This is a genomic window from Sphingomonas ginsengisoli An et al. 2013, from assembly GCF_009363895.1.
Classification (GTDB): domain Bacteria; phylum Pseudomonadota; class Alphaproteobacteria; order Sphingomonadales; family Sphingomonadaceae; genus Sphingomicrobium; species Sphingomicrobium ginsengisoli.
Genome location: NZ_CP045434.1, coordinates 1,784,081 through 1,799,785, shown reverse-complemented (window position 1 = coordinate 1,799,785; position 15,705 = coordinate 1,784,081). Strand labels below are relative to the sequence as shown.

The following is a 15,705-nucleotide window of genomic DNA, read 5'->3' as shown; positions in this document are numbered from 1 at the left end:
TTCAGGCGGCGGCGGCAGGGTCGCTCGCATATTCCCGCCGAAGCCGCTGCTTGTCGATCTTGCCGGTGGCGGCGAGCGGCATGGCGGAAATTTCGATGACCGCGTCGGGGAGCCACCAGCCGGCGATCCGTCCTTTGAGGAGCGCCAGGAGGTCGACGGGCTCGGCACCTTCTGCCCGCTCGACGATCATCACCGGTCGCTCGCCCCAGCGGACGTGCGGACGGGCGATGACCGCGACATGCTGAACCGACGTGTCGGCCCCGACGATTGCCTCGATTTCGGCCGGGTTGATCCACTCGCCGCCTGACTTGATGAGGTCCTTGGCGCGCCCGCAGATAGTGAGATTGCCGTCGCGATCGATGGTCGCCAGGTCTCCGGTGGGGAAATAACCTTCGGCGTCGAGCGCATCATTCTCCGCGCCCAGATAGCGGTCGAGCACGCTTGGCCCGCGCACCCACAGATGCCCCTGGCCGGCGCGCTGGTCAGTCAGGGGGGTCCCGTCGGCATCGGTCAGCTTGAGGTCGAGGCCGAGCGGGGGCCGCCCCGCAGTGCCTGGAACCGCGCGCGCGAACGGCGGGGACAAAGTCCCGATTGGCGATAGTTCGGTCATCCCCCAACTGGTCTGCACGCGCGCGCCAAGCCCTCTTTCGAGCCGCTCGATCAGCGCGGCGGGGCAGCTCGACCCGCCGATAAGAATGCGTTCGAGGCTCGGCACGCTCTCGCCGCTGCGCTCGAGCTGTTCGAGCAGACCCAGCCACACCGTCGGCACGCCGACCGCCACGGTGACTTGCTCGGCGCGAATGAGGCCGGCGAGACTGGCCCCGTCGAGGTGCCGCCCCGGAAGGACCAGCTTGGTGCCGGCAGCGGGCGCCGCGAACGGAAGGCCCCAGCCATTGGCGTGGAACATCGGTACCGCCAGCAGCAGCGATTCGCGCGCGGTGAGAGCAACCGCGTCGGCCGCCAGCGCGCGCAGCGTGTGGAGGTAGTTGGAGCGATGCGTATATTCGACACCCTTGGGCGCGCCGGTCGTGCCCGACGTGAAGCACAGTCCGGCCACCGTCCGCTCGTCGAAGTCGCCCCAGGGCACCGCGACGCCGTGGTCCTCGATGAGCTTGTCGATCGTCAGCGTCCCGGCTGGCGACGTCGCGCCCTCGTCATCAAGTAGGATGAGGTGGCGCACGCTACTGCATCGCGCTTTGAGCTCCGCCCCTTGCTCGATGAGGTCGCCGGCCACCGCGAGCAGTATGTCTCCGGCTTCGTCGATCATCGCCGCCAATTGTTCGATCGTCAGGCGCGGATTGAGGGTGTGGCAGACAGACCCGATGCCCATCGCCGCATAGGTCAGCTCGACATGGTGCCGGCTGTTCCAGGCGAGCGTCGCGACCCGCGTTCCCAGGGTCACGCCCAGGCTCGCCAAGGCCCCCGACAGGAGATTGGCGCGGCGCCGTAACGCGGCATAGCCGATCCGATCGTCGGGTCCCGAGCCGCCGCCAGTGACGACCTCACGATCGCCGAACCACTTGGCCGCATGGTCGAGCAATTTGTCGACGGTGAGGGCGTAGCTTTGCATGACGACCCGACGAGAGGAGAAGGGGCGCGCCGCCGAAGCCGCGCGCCCGAGGACGAGACTAGAAGGCTTTCAGCACTTTCAGCCCATACTGCCGCGGTGCCCCCGCGAAGTAGAGGCCGCTGTTGAGCGCCGCGGGATAGTGCTGGTTGGTGAGGTTGGTCGCGTAGGCGGTGATCGTCACGCTGCCTTTGCTGAACGCGAGTTGGGCATTGAGGATGTTGCGATCCTCAAGCCGGTCACCGAAGGTTCGCGTCTCGAACAACGTGGCCCACTGCTTGCCGATATGGCCGAAGTTCACCCGCGGCGTCAGGGTCGCCCCATCGCCAAGCGCGATGTCGTACGACCCGCCGATGTTGAAGGTGAACTTGGGCGCATAGGTTTGGTCGCGTCCGCCAAGGTTGATGCAGGCGGAATTGGCCGGGCCGGTCAGCGGGTTGCAGGGCGTGACCGTGATCACGCCGCGGCGCGAATCCACTGCGAAGAACTCGCCGATGCTGCTGTGCGTGACGTTGGCGCCGACGTCGAACCGGAAGGCGCCATAATGCGCCTCCGCCTCGGCCTCGAAGCCGTAGATCTTGGTCGTGTTCGGCACGTTGATCTCGGTTCCGAACACCGGGAAGCCGGGGTTCGAGACGATCACCTGGAAGTCCTTATACTGGTTGTAGAATACCGCCACAGTCGTCCGGATGTGGCGGTTGTCGAAGCTGCTCTTCCAACCCGCTTCGTAGGAGCGAACCGTCTCCTCCTTGAAGGCGGTCGGGCCGGCCAGCGCTCCGGTCAGGCCGACCGGGACGTTCAAGCCGCCCGGCTTGAACCCCGTCGCGACGAACCCGTACAGGTAATTGTTGGCATCGGCGGTCCAGCCGAGCGACGCCTTGTAAGAGAAATTGTGCGACTTGGTCCGATCCTCGGCGACGATCGGCGCGCCGAACTGCAGGATCTGGACGTGGTTGACGCTTCGGCTGGTAGTGTAGCGGCCGCCGAGCTCGAGCTTGAGAGCCGGGGTGATCGCAAAGCCGAGCTGGCCGAAGGCTGCCAGCGAGCGGTTCGGGTTGGTGCCCTGGAGCCGATATTCGCTGGCCGCGCCGGGGGCCGACGAGCTGTCGCTGACGAACTGGTAAGGCGGCAGGAAATTATACTTGTTCCACGCCCCGAACACGCCGGCGAGGTAGGTCACCCGCGCGCTGTCAGGCGAGATCAGCGTCAGTTCCTGCGTCATCTGGCGTTCGTCGACATTGTCGAAGAAGGTCTTGTCGGCGGTCGCCGGGGTGAGGAGAGCCGTGCCGTCGAGGTCGGCGCGATACTTGGTGTTGCCCTTCGCGTAGCTGCTGACCGAGCGCAGCTGGATACCGTTCCCGAACTGGTAGTTCACCCGCAGGATCTGGCGGAAGAACTTGTCGCGCGCTTCCTGCGGCGAGTTGAGCTGAAGGTCGAAAAGGTCGCTGTAGCTGGTCAGCGCAGGCACCCCGACCGGCTGGTAATTCTGATAGGGGCTGGCGACGTAAGCGCCGAAATCAAGGTAATCGAGATCGGTCTTGGACGAGATCGTCAGCGCGCTCGACGGCTTCCACAGCAGCGATAGCCGCCCGGCAATCTGGCGCTGGTCACCATTGTTGCCGGTGTAGCGGACGCCGCCCGGCCCGGTGATATTGTAGAAGCCGTTGCGCCGCAGACCGTACAGCGCGACGCGCGCCGCAAAGGTATCGCTCACCGGCAGGTTGATCGCGCCCTGCGCGCCGAATTCGGCATAGTTGCCGATGTTGGCACTGACATAGCCATGGTTGCCGCCACCGATGATCGGATCGTTCGAATTGACGAACACCGCGCCGCCCGTGGCGTTCTGCCCGACGATGGTTCCCTGCGGGCCGCGCAACACCTGGATGTTGGCGACGTCGTAATAGGGCTCGCCCTGGAAATAGCCGGGGAAGGTCGGCGCGCCGTCGCGATAGGTGATGACGCCGGTCGCGGTCTGGGTGTTGTGCTCGCCCTTGCCGATCCCGCGGACGTTGAAATCGATGCCCTGGCCGAAATTGTTGACCACGATGCTCGGCGTCGCGAACTGCAGTGCGTCGACGGTGGCGACGCCCTTGTTCGCCAGGTCGGTGCCGGTCAGCACCGAGCCCGACAGCGGCGTGCGCTGAAGATTCTCGCTCCGGCGGCGAGCGGTGACGATAACGTCGCCGCTGTCGGGGGGCGGCGAATCGGCCTGAGCGGTGGTGCGGCCCGGATCGGCCGGCGGCGCCTGCGCCAATGCTCCGTCGGACCATGCTAGCGCGATTAGTGAAACGCCCAAGATGCTGCTGCGGATGCCCATGTGCCCCTCTCCAAAGGTTACGCCTTGCCGGCGTCTGGATCGGAAGCTGCCGCAAAATCAGCGGCGAGACAATACTAATTATCTTAAGAGTGAACGTACGTGATGCACGTTCAGAAATGAATAAGAATGCATTTTCGATAACTCAGACATTGCGCACTTTCGACATCGCCTTGTAACAAAGCGGCGACGGGAAGCGCCGACAATTTGTTTGTCAGCAAGGGTGGTCAAGCAGGCGATTATTGACCCCGAAATTCATGACACTCCTCGTCCCATCTTTGGCTGATTCCCAATGGCAAAAGGCGAATGGTTTGACTGCGACCGGAATTTTTCGCCGCCCCGACGGTTAACGCCGCACATCGTATGAAAGCCTAAGCTGGCCTATTGTAACGTTGTATTCACAACAGTTCTATGTTGGCGCGTGAAACGGGGCGACAGAGGTTGAAATCGGTTTGCACCACGCAAAGTGCTTATCACCCACCGGTGCCGTCCTCCGCCGGAGGGATGTTGAGTTTCAATTCGATGGCCTCTAAGTCAAGATCATACATCAAATATATTATTATAATTTCATGGGTGGAGGAATAAATAACTGTAATTCTAATGATTGGAGTTGTCTGCCCTACAGTGGTTTCTCAAATTCGAGATAAAAATCTGTTTGTTGGACTCGCCATTCAAACTTCGATTCCGTACATTATTCTTGTTTTGCTGCCGCGGTGGGTGCCGTGGATCTTGTTGGACAGAGGTGGTGGTGAAGCTCGCCGCGTGTTTGAGCGAAAAGCCGTGGGGACAGGTTGACGTCCCATGGCAGCATCGTGGAGCGAATGGCGTTCGGATCGGGGAGGTCGCCTTCCGCCATCCCGCGGGTGCCGAGCTGCCGGTCCTGATCAAATATCTCTACACCAGCGAGCGACTGTCGATCCAAGTTCATCCTGATAACGCCCAGGCTCGCGCGGTTGGGCATCCGTGCGGCAAGGACGAGATGTGGATCGTGCTCGCGGCCGAACCGGGCGCGACGATCGGGCTCGGGCTCAAGCAGTCGTGCGAGCCGGCGCAATTCGCTTCGGCAGTGCGCGACGGAAGCGTGGTCGACCTGCTCGACTGGAAGCCGGTTGCGCGCGGCGATGTCATCTACAACCGGGCTGGAACCATTCATGCCGCGGGCGCGGGGCTGGTGCTGCTCGAAGTCCAGCAGAGCGCCGACCTCACCTATCGCCTGTTCGATTATGGCCGGCCGCGCGAACTGCATCTCGACGAGGGGTTGCGGGTCGCTTATTTCGGGCGGCATGACTCCGCGCGAGATGGCAGCGTGGCCGATCGGCGCAGCCGCATTCTCGCTGATGGTCCTTATTTCGGCGCGGCCTGGTGCGTGGGCGCATTCCCGGTGGGCCTGCCGACCACGGCGGCCTGGCAGGTCGTGGTTGTCAGCGGTTCCGTTCGCCATCAGGGCCTTACCTATCAAATCGGGCAAGCCTTATGCGCGGCGTCGCTGGAGGGCCTCGACCTGCCCGGCGACGCCGAACTCCTGCTGGCTTGGCCGGTCCAAGCGGCACTGGCCCAGGCCGCATGAGCGCATCGGGAAGGCTCGCCACTATCCTTGCGGACATCAAACAACTGGCAGCCTCCGTCTGAAAAGGTTAAGGCCCGCCATCCCGCCAATATCCGACTGATTGCTAGACTTTTTCATGCTGCAACGCCGTTCTGAATCGACCTTGCTCCAGCGCCTGAGGCAGTCGCGCATGCGCATTGCCGCCAATCCATTGTTCGTTTTGTTGGTCATCGTGCCGACGGTGCTCGCTATCCTTTACTATGGCCTGTTCGCGTCGGACGTGTACGTGTCGCAGTCGCAATTCGTCGTCCGCAGCCCCGACAAACCTTCCACCACGGGGCTCGGGGTGCTGCTCAAGTCGGTCGGTTTCTCGAGCTCGGGCGATGAGATCTTCGTCGCGCAGAAATTCGTCCAGAGCCGTGACGCGCTGAAGGCGCTCAACGAAGGCAATTACATCCGTCAGACCTACACTAGCCCGTCGATCTCGGTGTTCGACCGGTTCAATGCGCTGGGGTTCGGCAACACCTTCGAGGACCTCTACAACTATTTCCGCAAACGGGTCGGGGTCGAGCATGACACAACCTCGGCGATCACTACCCTGTCGGTGCGGGCCTACACCGCACAGGATGCGCAGAAGATCAACCGGCGCCTGCTCGAAATGTCTGAAGCGCTGGTCAATCGGCTCAACAATCGCGGGCAGGCGGACCTGCTCGGCAATGCACAGCGCGAAGCGAACGACGCCGAGGCGGCGGCGCGCAGCGCATCGCGCGCGCTGGGCGCGTTCCGTCAACGCAGCGGGATCGTCGATCCCGAGCGGCAGGCGAGCGTGCAGCTGCAATTGGTATCCAAGCTTCAGGACGAACTGATCGGCGCACGGTTGCAGCTCCAGCAGCTCGAATCCATCGCGCCGGAGAATCCGCAGATTCCGCAGCTGCGGACGCGCATCGCCGGCCTGACCCGCTCGATCGATCTCGAGGGGAGCCGAGTTGCTGGCGGACAGGGATCGCTATCGGCGGCGGCGGTGCAATATCAGCGACTGTCGCTCGACCGCGAATATGCCGACAAGCGACTGACCGCGGCGCTCGCCGCGTTGCAGCAGGCCCGCAACGATTCTCGTCAGCAGCAGGCCTATGTCGAACGGATCGTCGAACCCAATTTGCCTGACGAAGCCGAAGAGCCGCGGCGCTGGCGCGGCATCCTGTCGGTCGTCATCCTCGGTCTGGTTGCCTACGGGATCATGAGCATGCTGCTGGCCGGCGTGCGGGAGCATCGTGATTGACGCCCGCCGACCCCGTCCCGGCGCCGCAGCCGACTAGCCTCGCGCGCTCCTGGGCAATCCAGCGGCGGGTGATCTGGGCGCTGGTGCTCCGCGAGATCCCGTCCCGCTACGGACGCCATAATATCGGCTTCCTGTGGCTGTTCGTCGAGCCGATGATCTTCACCCTGGCGGTCACCGCACTATGGACCGCGACCCGCTCGGTCCACGGGTCGAGCCTGCCGATCGTTGCCTTTGCGATCACCGGCTATTCAAGTGTTCTGCTGTGGCGCAACATGCCCAACCGAGCGATCGGCGCGCTCGCGCCGAATCTCTCGCTGTTCTATCACCGCAACGTTCGGCCGATCGATATCTACCTGTCGCGCCTGCTACTCGAGGCGGCGGGAGCGACGACGTCGTTCGTCTTCCTGGTGGTGTTCTTCTGCTCGATCGGCTGGCTCGAACCGCCCGAGTACATTCTCCAGATCGTTTTCGGCTGGATCATGCTCGCTTGTTTCGGTTTCGATCTGTCGGCGTTCTTCGGTGCACTGTCCGAGCGCTTCGAGCTGGTCGCAAAGCTGTTGCAACCGACCGCTTATATTCTGTGCCCGCTGTCGGGGGCGGCATTCCTCGTCGACGCACTGCCGACCGAAGGTCAGAAGTATGTCCTCCTGCTGCCGAAGGTGCTTGGGGTAGAATATATCCGCGAAGAGTTCTTCGGCAGCCAGATCGTCGCTCATTACGACATGGGCTACATGGCGCTCTGCAATCTTGCCTTGACGCTGCTCGGGCTCGCCGAAGTAGCCAAGACCAGCCGCGAGGTCATTCCCGAATGATTGAGATGCGTGCCGTCAACAAGACCTACCCGACCCGTTCCGGACCGGCCCGGGTGCTCAAGGACGTCGATCTCACGGTCGACATGGGTGAGCGAGTCGGTATCCTCGGCCGCAACGGCGCGGGCAAATCGACCATGATCCGACTGATCAGCGGCGCCGAGCTACCGACCAGCGGGACGATCACCCGCGACATGAGCGTCTCGTGGCCGCTGGCCTTTGGCGGCGCTTTCCAGGGGGCGCTGACCGGGTGGGACAATCTGCGCTTCATCTGCCGCGTCTACGGCGTCGACTGGCGCGACAAGAAGGCCTATGTCGAGGACTTCTCAGAACTCGGCATCTACCTGCGCGAACCGGTCAAAAGCTACTCGTCGGGCATGCGGGCGCGGCTCGCCTTCGCCATTTCGATGGTGATCGAGTTCGATTGCTTCCTGATCGACGAGATCATCGCGGTCGGCGACGCGCGCTTCCACCAGAAGTGCAATCATGAGTTGTTCGACAAGCGCGGCGAGCGGGCGATGATCATCGTCTCGCACGAGCCGGGCTATATCCGCGAGCATTGCAACCGCGCCGCCGTCCTGCACCAGGGCTCGCTGGTGCATTTCGACAATGTCGACGACGCCTACGACTTCTACACGAAGGCGAGCCTGACGGCCGTCGCGGCGTGAAGCAGCTGGTGCGTCTCTGGTCGGGCGTGCATCGGCATGCCTGGTTCGCGCGCCATCGCCGCCGCTTCCGCGAGAGCGAGCCGCGCCGGCCGCGGGTCTATGTCGACGTTTCGGTGATCGCGCGCAATGACGCCCGCACGGGCATCCAGCGGGTGGTGCGTGCGCTGTGGCTCGAGTTGAGCCGTCGCCACCACCCGACCCACGATTTCGTCCCCGTCTATGCCGGTGCTCGGCACGGCTATCGTCGCGCCTGCTGGAAGGCGACGGCGGAGCGGCCGACGCTAACCGCTGAGGTCGTCAAGGCGGCGCCCGGCGATCACTTCATCGGGCTCGACCTGTCGGCGCATTACCTGCCGTCTTGTACCCGGCAGCTGGCCGACTGGCGCGCGGCGGGTCTCATGACCCACTTCGTGGTCTATGACCTGCTGCCGGTGCTCCAGCCAGACTGGTTCAATGCCGGGACCGTCGGTCACTTCACCCGCTGGCTCGACACCATCGCGGCACATGGCGACAGCTTGCTCAGCATTTCAGATGCGGTCGGGCGACAGCTCGCCGATCATTTCGATCCCGTCGCGCGGCCGCCACTCGGCCGCCTTCGGCTCAGTGGCGATCTGACCCATTCGCGGCCGACGACCGGTATTCCCGCGCTCGTCGCCGAGCAGCTGGATGCAATGGCGAGGCGCCCGACGCTGCTGATGGTCGGCACAGTCGAGCCGCGCAAAGGCTATTCGGTGGCGCTGCACGCGATGGAGAGGCTGTGGGCCGCCCCCCAGTCGAGCGCGCCCGACCTGATGATCATTGGCAAGGCGGGCTGGAAGACTGGCGCCCTGCAGCAGCAGATCCGGCAGCATGCCGAATATGGGCGCCGCCTGCATTGGCTCGAAGGGGTCAGCGACGAGGCGCTCGAGGTCGCTTACGCGCGAGCATCGGCGCTGCTGCTGGCGACCCGCAGCGAAGGCTATGGCCTGCCGCTGGCCGAGGCGTCGCGGCACCGCAAATGGGTGCTCGCGCGCGACCTGCCGGTGTTTCGCGAACAATTGCTCAGCAACGTCCGTTACTTCGGCGACGACCATCCCGAACCGCTGGCGGCGGCTATCGAACGGATCATGGCGGTCGCGGCGCAGGGCGATCCCCCGGTCCAGCATCTGCTCAGTTGGGCCGAATGCGCGGACGAGCTATTGGTCGAGATCGGAGTCGATCGGCCGGCGGTCGTCGACGAACCCATCGAGCAGGATGAGCGGCGGGTCGCCGCACGATGAGCTTCACTTCTTACGCACAGAATTTCGAAGACGTGTTGTTGTGGCGGGCGCTCGGGCATGTCGAGCACGGCCGCTATCTCGACGTCGGCGCGCAGGATCCGGAGTGGGACTCGGTCAGCATGGCCTTCTACCAACGCGGCTGGCGGGGCATCCATGTCGAACCGACCCCAGACTATGCGCGCAAGCTGCGGGAACAGCGGCCCGACGAAGAGGTCGTCGAGGCGGCGGTCTCGATGGCGCCCGGGCCCATCACGCTTCACGAAATTCCGGAAACCGGGCTTACCACGGGCGTGCGCAGCATCGCTGATGGGCATGTCCGGGCGGGGCGCAAAGCCCGCGACATCCAGGTCCCGACCGTGCGGTTGAGCGCCTTGCTCGGCCGGGCCGATCCGTTCCATTGGATGAAGATCGACGTCGAGGGGATGGAAGCCGACGTCCTCGAAAGCTGGGGCGACCATCCGGCGCGGCCGTGGCTTGCCGTCGTCGAGGCGACGCTTCCCAACTCACGCGAGCACAGCGACGGGCCGTGGCGGCACCAGCTCGAACGGCGCGGCTATCGCGAAGTGCATTTCGACGGGCTGAGCCGCTACTTCGTCCACGAGGGCAAGGCCGAGCTGGCCGAGGCATTTGCCTGCCCGCCAAACATTTTCGACGGCTTCGTTATCACCGCCAAGCATTTCGCCAACCAACGGATTTTGGAGGAGCTCGAGGCCCTAGAACGCCGCGCTGACGCTACGGCCACTGAGGTCCGTGCCAGCGAAGCGGGCCTCGTCGCCACGCGGGCCCAACTGGCGGAGACAAAGTCCCAACAATTGTCGCTAGAAGCCGAACGCGGCGAACTCCAGGCGGCCAATGCGCGGCAGAAAGAGGAGATGGCGGCGGCAGTGGCCTCTCATCGTGCTGAACAGGCCGCACTCAACGCCCAGCTGGCACAGGCCGAGGAACAATCGGCGCGACGCCACGAAGCAGTCCGCTTTCTCTCCGACCATCTCGAAACGGAGCGCGAGAACGCGGAGGCAATCGCCATAGGCCGAAACGTTGCAGCGGGAGCTGGCCAGAGAGGCGGTAACGGCGGAGCGTTATCGCAGTCAGCTCGCCACGGCCGAGGCCATGATTTCGCAGGCCCTTGCGGAGCGCGGCGGAGGCTGGCACCGGCTGCGGCGGCGGTTGGGCATCCCCGCTGCCGATCCTTTGCGTACGCTCGGCTCCGGCGACCCCGTCACCAACTTTCGTTCCCCTCACAATGCGCGAAGCGGTCGAGGATTTCGAGCTGGGGATCGAGGATCATCGTGGCGCAACTTTTTCGCTCGAATCGCTGACCATCCGACCTGCCTGAAGAAGGATTTCATGACCACCGCAATCATCACCGGCGTTACCGGACAGGACGGGGCCTATCTCGCCGAATTGCTGCTCGCCAAAGGCTATACCGTTTACGGGACCTATCGCCGGACCAGTTCGGTCAATTTCTGGCGGATGGAAGAGCTCGGCATCACCGAGCATCCGAACCTGCATCTGGTCGAGTTCGACCTGACCGACCTGTCGGGGGCGATCCGGCTGGTCCAGCAGACCGGCTGCAAGGAGATTTACAACCTCGCCGCGCAGAGCTTCGTCGGCGTCTCGTTCGAGCAGCCGATCACCACTGCCGAGATCACCGGCATCGGACCGCTTTATCTGCTCGAGGCGATCCGGATCGTCGATCCGTCGATCCGCTTCTATCAGGCGTCGACCTCGGAAATGTTCGGCAAGGTTCAGGCCGTGCCCCAGCGCGAGAACACGCCTTTCTATCCGCGCAGCCCCTACGGCGTGGCGAAGCTCTACGCCCACTGGATGACCGTCAATTATCGCGAGAGCTACGGTATCCACGGCTCGAGCGGCATCCTGTTCAACCATGAGAGCCCGTTGCGCGGCCGCGAATTCGTCACTCGCAAGATCACCGATTCGGTCGCTAAGATCCGCCTCGGCAAGCTCGACTGCCTCAGCCTCGGCAACCTCGACGCCAAGCGCGACTGGGGCTTCGCCAAGGAATATGTCGAGGGCATGTGGCGGATGTTGCAGGCCGATCAGCCCGACACGTTCGTGCTCGCCACCAACCGCACTGAGACCGTCCGCGACTTCGTGGCGATGGCGTTCAAGGCGGGCGAATTCGACATCGAGTTCCAGGGTGAGGGCGAAAGCGAGACCGCGGTCGACCGCGCGACCGGTAAGACAGTGATGCGGATCGATCCGCGCTTCTACCGCCCGGCCGAGGTTGAGTTGCTGATCGGCGACCCCGCCAAGGCGACTGAAGTGCTCGGCTGGAAGCCGCAGACCACGCTCGAGGAATTGTGCCGGATGATGGTCGAGGCCGATCTTCGCCGCAATCAGGCCGGCGCCTCCTTCTGATGCCGGACGAAGGGGTCGTCCAGCGGGGAGGCGGCGGTCGACGGATACTCGTCACCGGCCTTACCGGCTTCACCGGGCGCTACCTTCATCCGCTGCTCGCCGACGCGGGCTACGAAGTTCACGGGACGGTCCAGCGAACGGGCGAAGAGGCCGCGGTCGAAGGCGCGACACTGCATGTCGCCAATCTGTCCGACGCCGCGCGGCTGGCCGAGCTCGTCGCCGAGATCGCGCCGACCGATGTCGTCCACCTGGCTGCGATTGCCTTCGTCGGCGGTGATGCGCGGGCAATGTACGAGACCAATCTGCTCGGATCGCGCAACCTGCTCGAGGCACTGGCGGCAGCTCCCGAGCGGCCTTCGGTGGTGCTCATGGCAAGCAGCGCCAACGTCTATGGTAACGCGCCTGAAGGCGTACTCGACGAGACGATGCCGCCCGCGCCGGCGAACGATTATGGCGTTTCCAAGCTGGCGATGGAGGCCTTGGCGCGCACCTACGCCGACCGGCTGCCAATCACCCTGGTGCGCCCGTTCAATTACACCGGTCGCGGCCAGGCCGAGCATTTCCTCATCCCCAAGATCGTCGCCCACGCGCGCCGGCGCGAGCCGCGGATCGAGCTCGGCAATCTCGATGTCGCCCGCGATTTCTCGGACGTGCGAACAGTGGTCGACGCCTATGCCCGGCTGCTCGACCGGCCTGAGCTGGCGGGGCAGGTGTTCAACGTCTGCTCGGGCCGACCAGTCACCCTGCAGGAGATCGTCGACCGGGTTGCGGCAATCACTGGCGCGCGGATGGCTGTCGTGGTCAACCCCTCCTTCGTTCGCGCCAACGAGGTCCGCTCGCTGAGCGGATCTGCCACGCGGCTCGAGGCGGCGATCGGGCCGCTGCGGGCCATTCCGCTCGACGACACGCTGCGCTGGATGCTGGACGACTAGGACGGTGAAAGTCGCGCTGTGGGGCGATTCGCTCCAGCCCCATCTGACTGGGATCGGACGGTATACCCTCGAACTGCTTCGTGGCCTGCCGGACGACCCGCGGATCGAGTCGGTGGCGCTATGGGCCCGCGAACAGCTCGTGGCCGAGCCGGAAAGGCTGCTGAGTCAGAAAGGCCTGCCGCGGCCTCCCAAATATCTGCGGCGCTGGCGCCGCTGGCGCGACTGGCGCGACTGGCGGGCGCTCGAGGGTCGGCTGTTCCACGGTCCTAACTACTTCTTGCCACGCAGGGTCGAACGCGGGGTGGTCACGGTTCACGACCTGTCGGTCATCCGCTTTCCCGAAACGCATAGCGCCGAGCGCCTGCGGCACTTCGCCCGCGACCTGCTGCCTTCGCTCGAGCGCGCTGTGCACGTCATCACCGACACCGAGACCGTCCGCCAAGAGGTGATCGCCGAATTCGGCTTGGCCGCCGACAAGGTGAGCGCGGTGCACCTTGGCGTCGGGCGAAATTTCCGTCCGCGCGCCGCCGACGACCTTGCGGCCGTGCTCGCACCCTTTGGTCTCACGCCCGGCGCCTACGGCCTCAGCGTCTCGACGCTCGAACCGCGCAAGCGGATCGCCGAGCTGATCGCGGCATGGCGCCTGCTGCCGGCCGCCACCCGCGCGCGCACTCCGCTGGTGCTGGTCGGCGCCAAGGGCTGGCAGGACGAGAGCTTGCTCGCCAGCATCGAGCGCGGCGCCGCCGAAGGCTGGCTGCGGCCGCTCGGCTACGTCCCCGAGGCGGCGCTGCCCGAGCTCTACGCCGGCGCGCGCCTCTTCATTTATCCGAGCATCTACGAGGGGTTCGGACTGCCCCCACTGGAGGCGATGGCGAGCGCAGTCCCGGTAGTGGTGGCGGGCCGGTCCTGCCTTCCCGAGGTGTGTGGGGATGCGGCTTTCTACGTCGATCCGGACGACCTTGACGGATTTGCCGTGACACTTGGCCAAGCCCTCGAGGACGAGTCTCAGCGATGCCGAAATGTCACGCGCGGACTGGCCCGTGCCGCCGCGTTCCGCTGGGAGCGATGCATCTCCAAGACCGTTGACGTATATGAACAGGCGGCGCGCTGACGGCGCTGCTGTATCAGTGCGTGAAGAGTAGACGATGGAACCGACCAACCGACCGATCAGCAAGACGTCCCCGGCGCCCGACCCCGAGCGGGTGATCGCCGTCGGGCGCGAGGTGATCGAGATGGAGGCGTCGGCGCTGGCCTTGCTGGCCGAGGCCCTCGACGAGGATTTTGCTCGCGCCGTCCAGCTGGTCGCCGCCACTCGTCAACGAGTAATCGTCAGCGGCATGGGCAAGTCGGGTCATATCGGCCGCAAGATCGCCGCCACCCTCGCGTCGACCGGCACCCCGGCCCTGTTCGTCCATCCGGCCGAGGCCTCGCACGGCGACCTCGGCATGATCGCCGAAGGCGATTTGCTGCTGCTCATCTCCAACAGCGGCGCAACGCCCGAGCTCCGGGCGGTCATCGACCATGCCAAGCGGATCGATTGTCCGATCATTGCCATCGGTTCGCAAAACGCCTCGCCGACGATGCGCTCGGCGACGGTCAGGCTGCTGATCCCTGCGGTCCGCGAGGCCTGTCCGGTCAACATCGCGCCGACCACCTCGACGACCGTCATGCTGGCGCTCGGCGACGCGCTGGCGATCGCGGTGATGCGGACCCGCGGGCTGTCGCGCGAACGACTGAAGCTGCTTCATCCGGGCGGCTCGATCGGCGAGCGGCTGGCACCGGTCGAGACCATCATGCACCTTGGCGAGGCGCTGCCGCTGGTGTCCCCCGGCATGGCGATGAGCGACGTGGTGGTCGAGATTAGCGCCAAGGGCTTCGGGATCGCCGGCGTGGTGGCCGACGACCGGCTGGTCGGGGTGATCACCGACGGCGATCTTCGCCGTCACAGCCACAATCTCTTCAGCCACTCGGCGGCGGAGGTGATGAGCACCCAGCCCAAGACGGTCGGCGAGGGTACCCGCAACGAAGTCGCGCTCGAATTGCTGCAACAGCACCGGATCACCGCCATCTTCGTCACTGCACACGACGATCCGCGGCGGCCGATTGGGCTTGTCCACATTCACGACCTGGCGCGGCCGAGGCATGGCTGAGCCGACCTCGAGCCCAACCTGCGTCATCATTCCCGCCCGCTTTGCGTCGACCCGCTTTCCCGGCAAGCCACTGGCCATGCTGCGCGGCGCCGGCGGCGTGGCGCGCCCGCTGATCGAATGGAGTTGGCGGGCGGCGCACAGGGCCTTCGCGGAGTTGCCGATCTACGTCGCGACCGATGACCAACGTATCGTGGCCGAGGTGGAGCGGTTCGGTGGCCGGGCGCTGTTGACCTCGGCCGATTGCCGCAACGGGACCGAGCGCTGCGCCGAGGCTGCCGAGATATTGGGCGACCGCATCGAGGTGGTGATCAATCTGCAGGGGGACGCGCTGCTCACGCCCCCGACCATCCTGCAGGCATTGCATGAGCGCCTCCGAGGCGACGCGACGGTCGAGGTCGCCACACCCGCTATCCGCGCTGCCGACGCGACCTTGGCGCATCTGCTCGCCGAGCAAGAAGCGGGGCGCGTCGGCGGGACGACGGTGGTTACCAACGCCGCCGGCGACGCACTTTATTTTTCCAAGCATCTACTTCCGCACGGGGCCGCCCGCGCCGGATGTCCGGTCGCCCTGCATCTCGGCGTCTATGCCTATCGTCGCGAGGCGTTGCGGCGCTACTCCGCTGCACCGCCGGCGGCGGCAGAGCTTGCGGAGGGGCTCGAACAGCTCCGCTTCCTCGACCAGGGAGTGCGGGTGGCGGTGGTTGATTGTCCGCCGCCCGACCAGCTAACGGCCGAGCTTAACAACCCCGAGGATGCGGCGCCGATCGAGGCGGAGCTTGCTCGGCTTGGACTGGACTGA

Annotated in this window: 13 protein-coding genes; 11 read left to right on the top strand and 2 right to left on the bottom strand. The window is 65.0% G+C overall.

Annotation, left to right across the window (positions count from 1 at the left end; genetic code table 11):
* Position 1 precedes the first annotated feature (1 nt).
* Both GCU42_RS08645 and GCU42_RS08640 read right to left on the bottom strand, forming a co-directional pair.
* Positions 2-1,570, bottom strand: a complete 1,569-nt coding sequence (locus GCU42_RS08645) for an AMP-binding protein (protein ID WP_114227142.1) — start codon at positions 1,568-1,570, stop codon at positions 2-4.
* Between the two features lie 58 nt (positions 1,571-1,628).
* A complete protein-coding gene (locus GCU42_RS08640; protein WP_114227141.1) occupies positions 1,629-3,884 on the bottom strand; it encodes a TonB-dependent receptor in 2,256 nt (751 codons plus the stop codon).
* Between the two features lie 745 nt (positions 3,885-4,629).
* On the opposite strand from GCU42_RS08640, the gene GCU42_RS08635 reads away from it, so the two are divergent.
* The 11 genes from GCU42_RS08635 to kdsB all read left to right on the top strand — a co-directional run bounded on the left by GCU42_RS08635 (position 4,630) and on the right by kdsB (position 15,705).
* Complete coding sequence (locus GCU42_RS08635) at positions 4,630-5,448, top strand: class I mannose-6-phosphate isomerase (protein ID WP_152569521.1); 819 nt, start codon at positions 4,630-4,632, stop codon at positions 5,446-5,448.
* A 169-nt stretch (positions 5,449-5,617) separates the two neighbouring features.
* Positions 5,618-6,706, top strand: a complete 1,089-nt coding sequence (locus tag GCU42_RS08630) for a KpsE/RkpR family capsule polysaccharide export protein (protein WP_205214950.1) — start codon at positions 5,618-5,620, stop codon at positions 6,704-6,706.
* On the top strand, positions 6,703-7,518 hold the full coding sequence (locus tag GCU42_RS08625; protein WP_114227138.1) for an ABC transporter permease: 816 nt from the start codon (positions 6,703-6,705) through the stop codon (positions 7,516-7,518). The genes GCU42_RS08630 and GCU42_RS08625 overlap by 4 nt, the downstream gene beginning before the upstream one ends.
* A complete protein-coding gene (locus GCU42_RS08620; RefSeq protein ID WP_114227137.1) occupies positions 7,515-8,183 on the top strand; it encodes an ABC transporter ATP-binding protein in 669 nt (222 codons plus the stop codon). Before GCU42_RS08625 ends, GCU42_RS08620 begins: the two co-directional genes overlap by 4 nt.
* Positions 8,180-9,442 carry a glycosyltransferase family 4 protein gene (locus GCU42_RS08615; protein WP_114227136.1) on the top strand — a complete coding sequence of 421 codons (1,263 nt, stop codon included), beginning with the start codon at positions 8,180-8,182 and terminating at the stop codon, positions 9,440-9,442. The genes GCU42_RS08620 and GCU42_RS08615 overlap by 4 nt, the downstream gene beginning before the upstream one ends.
* On the top strand, positions 9,439-10,761 hold the full coding sequence (locus GCU42_RS08610; RefSeq protein WP_114227135.1) for an FkbM family methyltransferase: 1,323 nt from the start codon (positions 9,439-9,441) through the stop codon (positions 10,759-10,761). Before GCU42_RS08615 ends, GCU42_RS08610 begins: the two co-directional genes overlap by 4 nt.
* 28 nt (positions 10,762-10,789) lie before the next feature.
* Positions 10,790-11,824, top strand: a complete 1,035-nt coding sequence (gmd, locus tag GCU42_RS08605; protein WP_114227134.1) for a GDP-mannose 4,6-dehydratase — start codon at positions 10,790-10,792, stop codon at positions 11,822-11,824.
* Positions 11,824-12,756, top strand: coding sequence for a GDP-mannose 4,6-dehydratase (locus GCU42_RS08600; protein ID WP_114227133.1), 933 nt, complete (start codon positions 11,824-11,826; stop codon positions 12,754-12,756). Before gmd ends, GCU42_RS08600 begins: the two co-directional genes overlap by 1 nt.
* A 4-nt stretch (positions 12,757-12,760) precedes the next feature.
* Positions 12,761-13,867: a glycosyltransferase family 4 protein gene (locus GCU42_RS08595; protein WP_114227132.1), complete on the top strand. Its 1,107-nt coding sequence runs from the start codon at positions 12,761-12,763 to the stop codon at positions 13,865-13,867.
* 34 nt (positions 13,868-13,901) lie between these two features.
* Positions 13,902-14,906, top strand: a complete 1,005-nt coding sequence (locus GCU42_RS08590; RefSeq protein WP_114227131.1) for a KpsF/GutQ family sugar-phosphate isomerase — start codon at positions 13,902-13,904, stop codon at positions 14,904-14,906.
* A 76-nt stretch (positions 14,907-14,982) separates the two neighbouring features.
* Entirely contained in the window at positions 14,983-15,705 is a 723-nt protein-coding gene (kdsB, locus tag GCU42_RS08585; protein ID WP_240309386.1) for a 3-deoxy-manno-octulosonate cytidylyltransferase, read from the top strand.

Bases quoted from the DNA above. Each gene is read 5' to 3' on its own strand.
- GCU42_RS08630 (WP_205214950.1), top strand. From the start codon at position 5,618: ATGCGCATTGCCGCCAATCCATTGTTCGTTTTGTTGGTCATCGTGCCG.
- GCU42_RS08610 (WP_114227135.1), top strand. From the start codon at position 9,439: ATGAGCTTCACTTCTTACGCACAGAATTTCGAAGACGTGTTGTTGTGG.
- GCU42_RS08620 (WP_114227137.1), top strand. From the start codon at position 7,515: ATGATTGAGATGCGTGCCGTCAACAAGACCTACCCGACCCGTTCCGGA.
- GCU42_RS08645 (WP_114227142.1), bottom strand. From the start codon at position 1,570: ATGCAAAGCTACGCCCTCACCGTCGACAAATTGCTCGACCATGCGGCC.
- GCU42_RS08590 (WP_114227131.1), top strand. From the start codon at position 13,902: ATGGAACCGACCAACCGACCGATCAGCAAGACGTCCCCGGCGCCCGAC.
- gmd (WP_114227134.1), top strand. From the start codon at position 10,790: ATGACCACCGCAATCATCACCGGCGTTACCGGACAGGACGGGGCCTAT.
- GCU42_RS08640 (WP_114227141.1), bottom strand. From the start codon at position 3,884: ATGGGCATCCGCAGCAGCATCTTGGGCGTTTCACTAATCGCGCTAGCA.
- kdsB (WP_240309386.1), top strand. From the start codon at position 14,983: ATGCTGCGCGGCGCCGGCGGCGTGGCGCGCCCGCTGATCGAATGGAGT.
- GCU42_RS08600 (WP_114227133.1), top strand. From the start codon at position 11,824: ATGCCGGACGAAGGGGTCGTCCAGCGGGGAGGCGGCGGTCGACGGATA.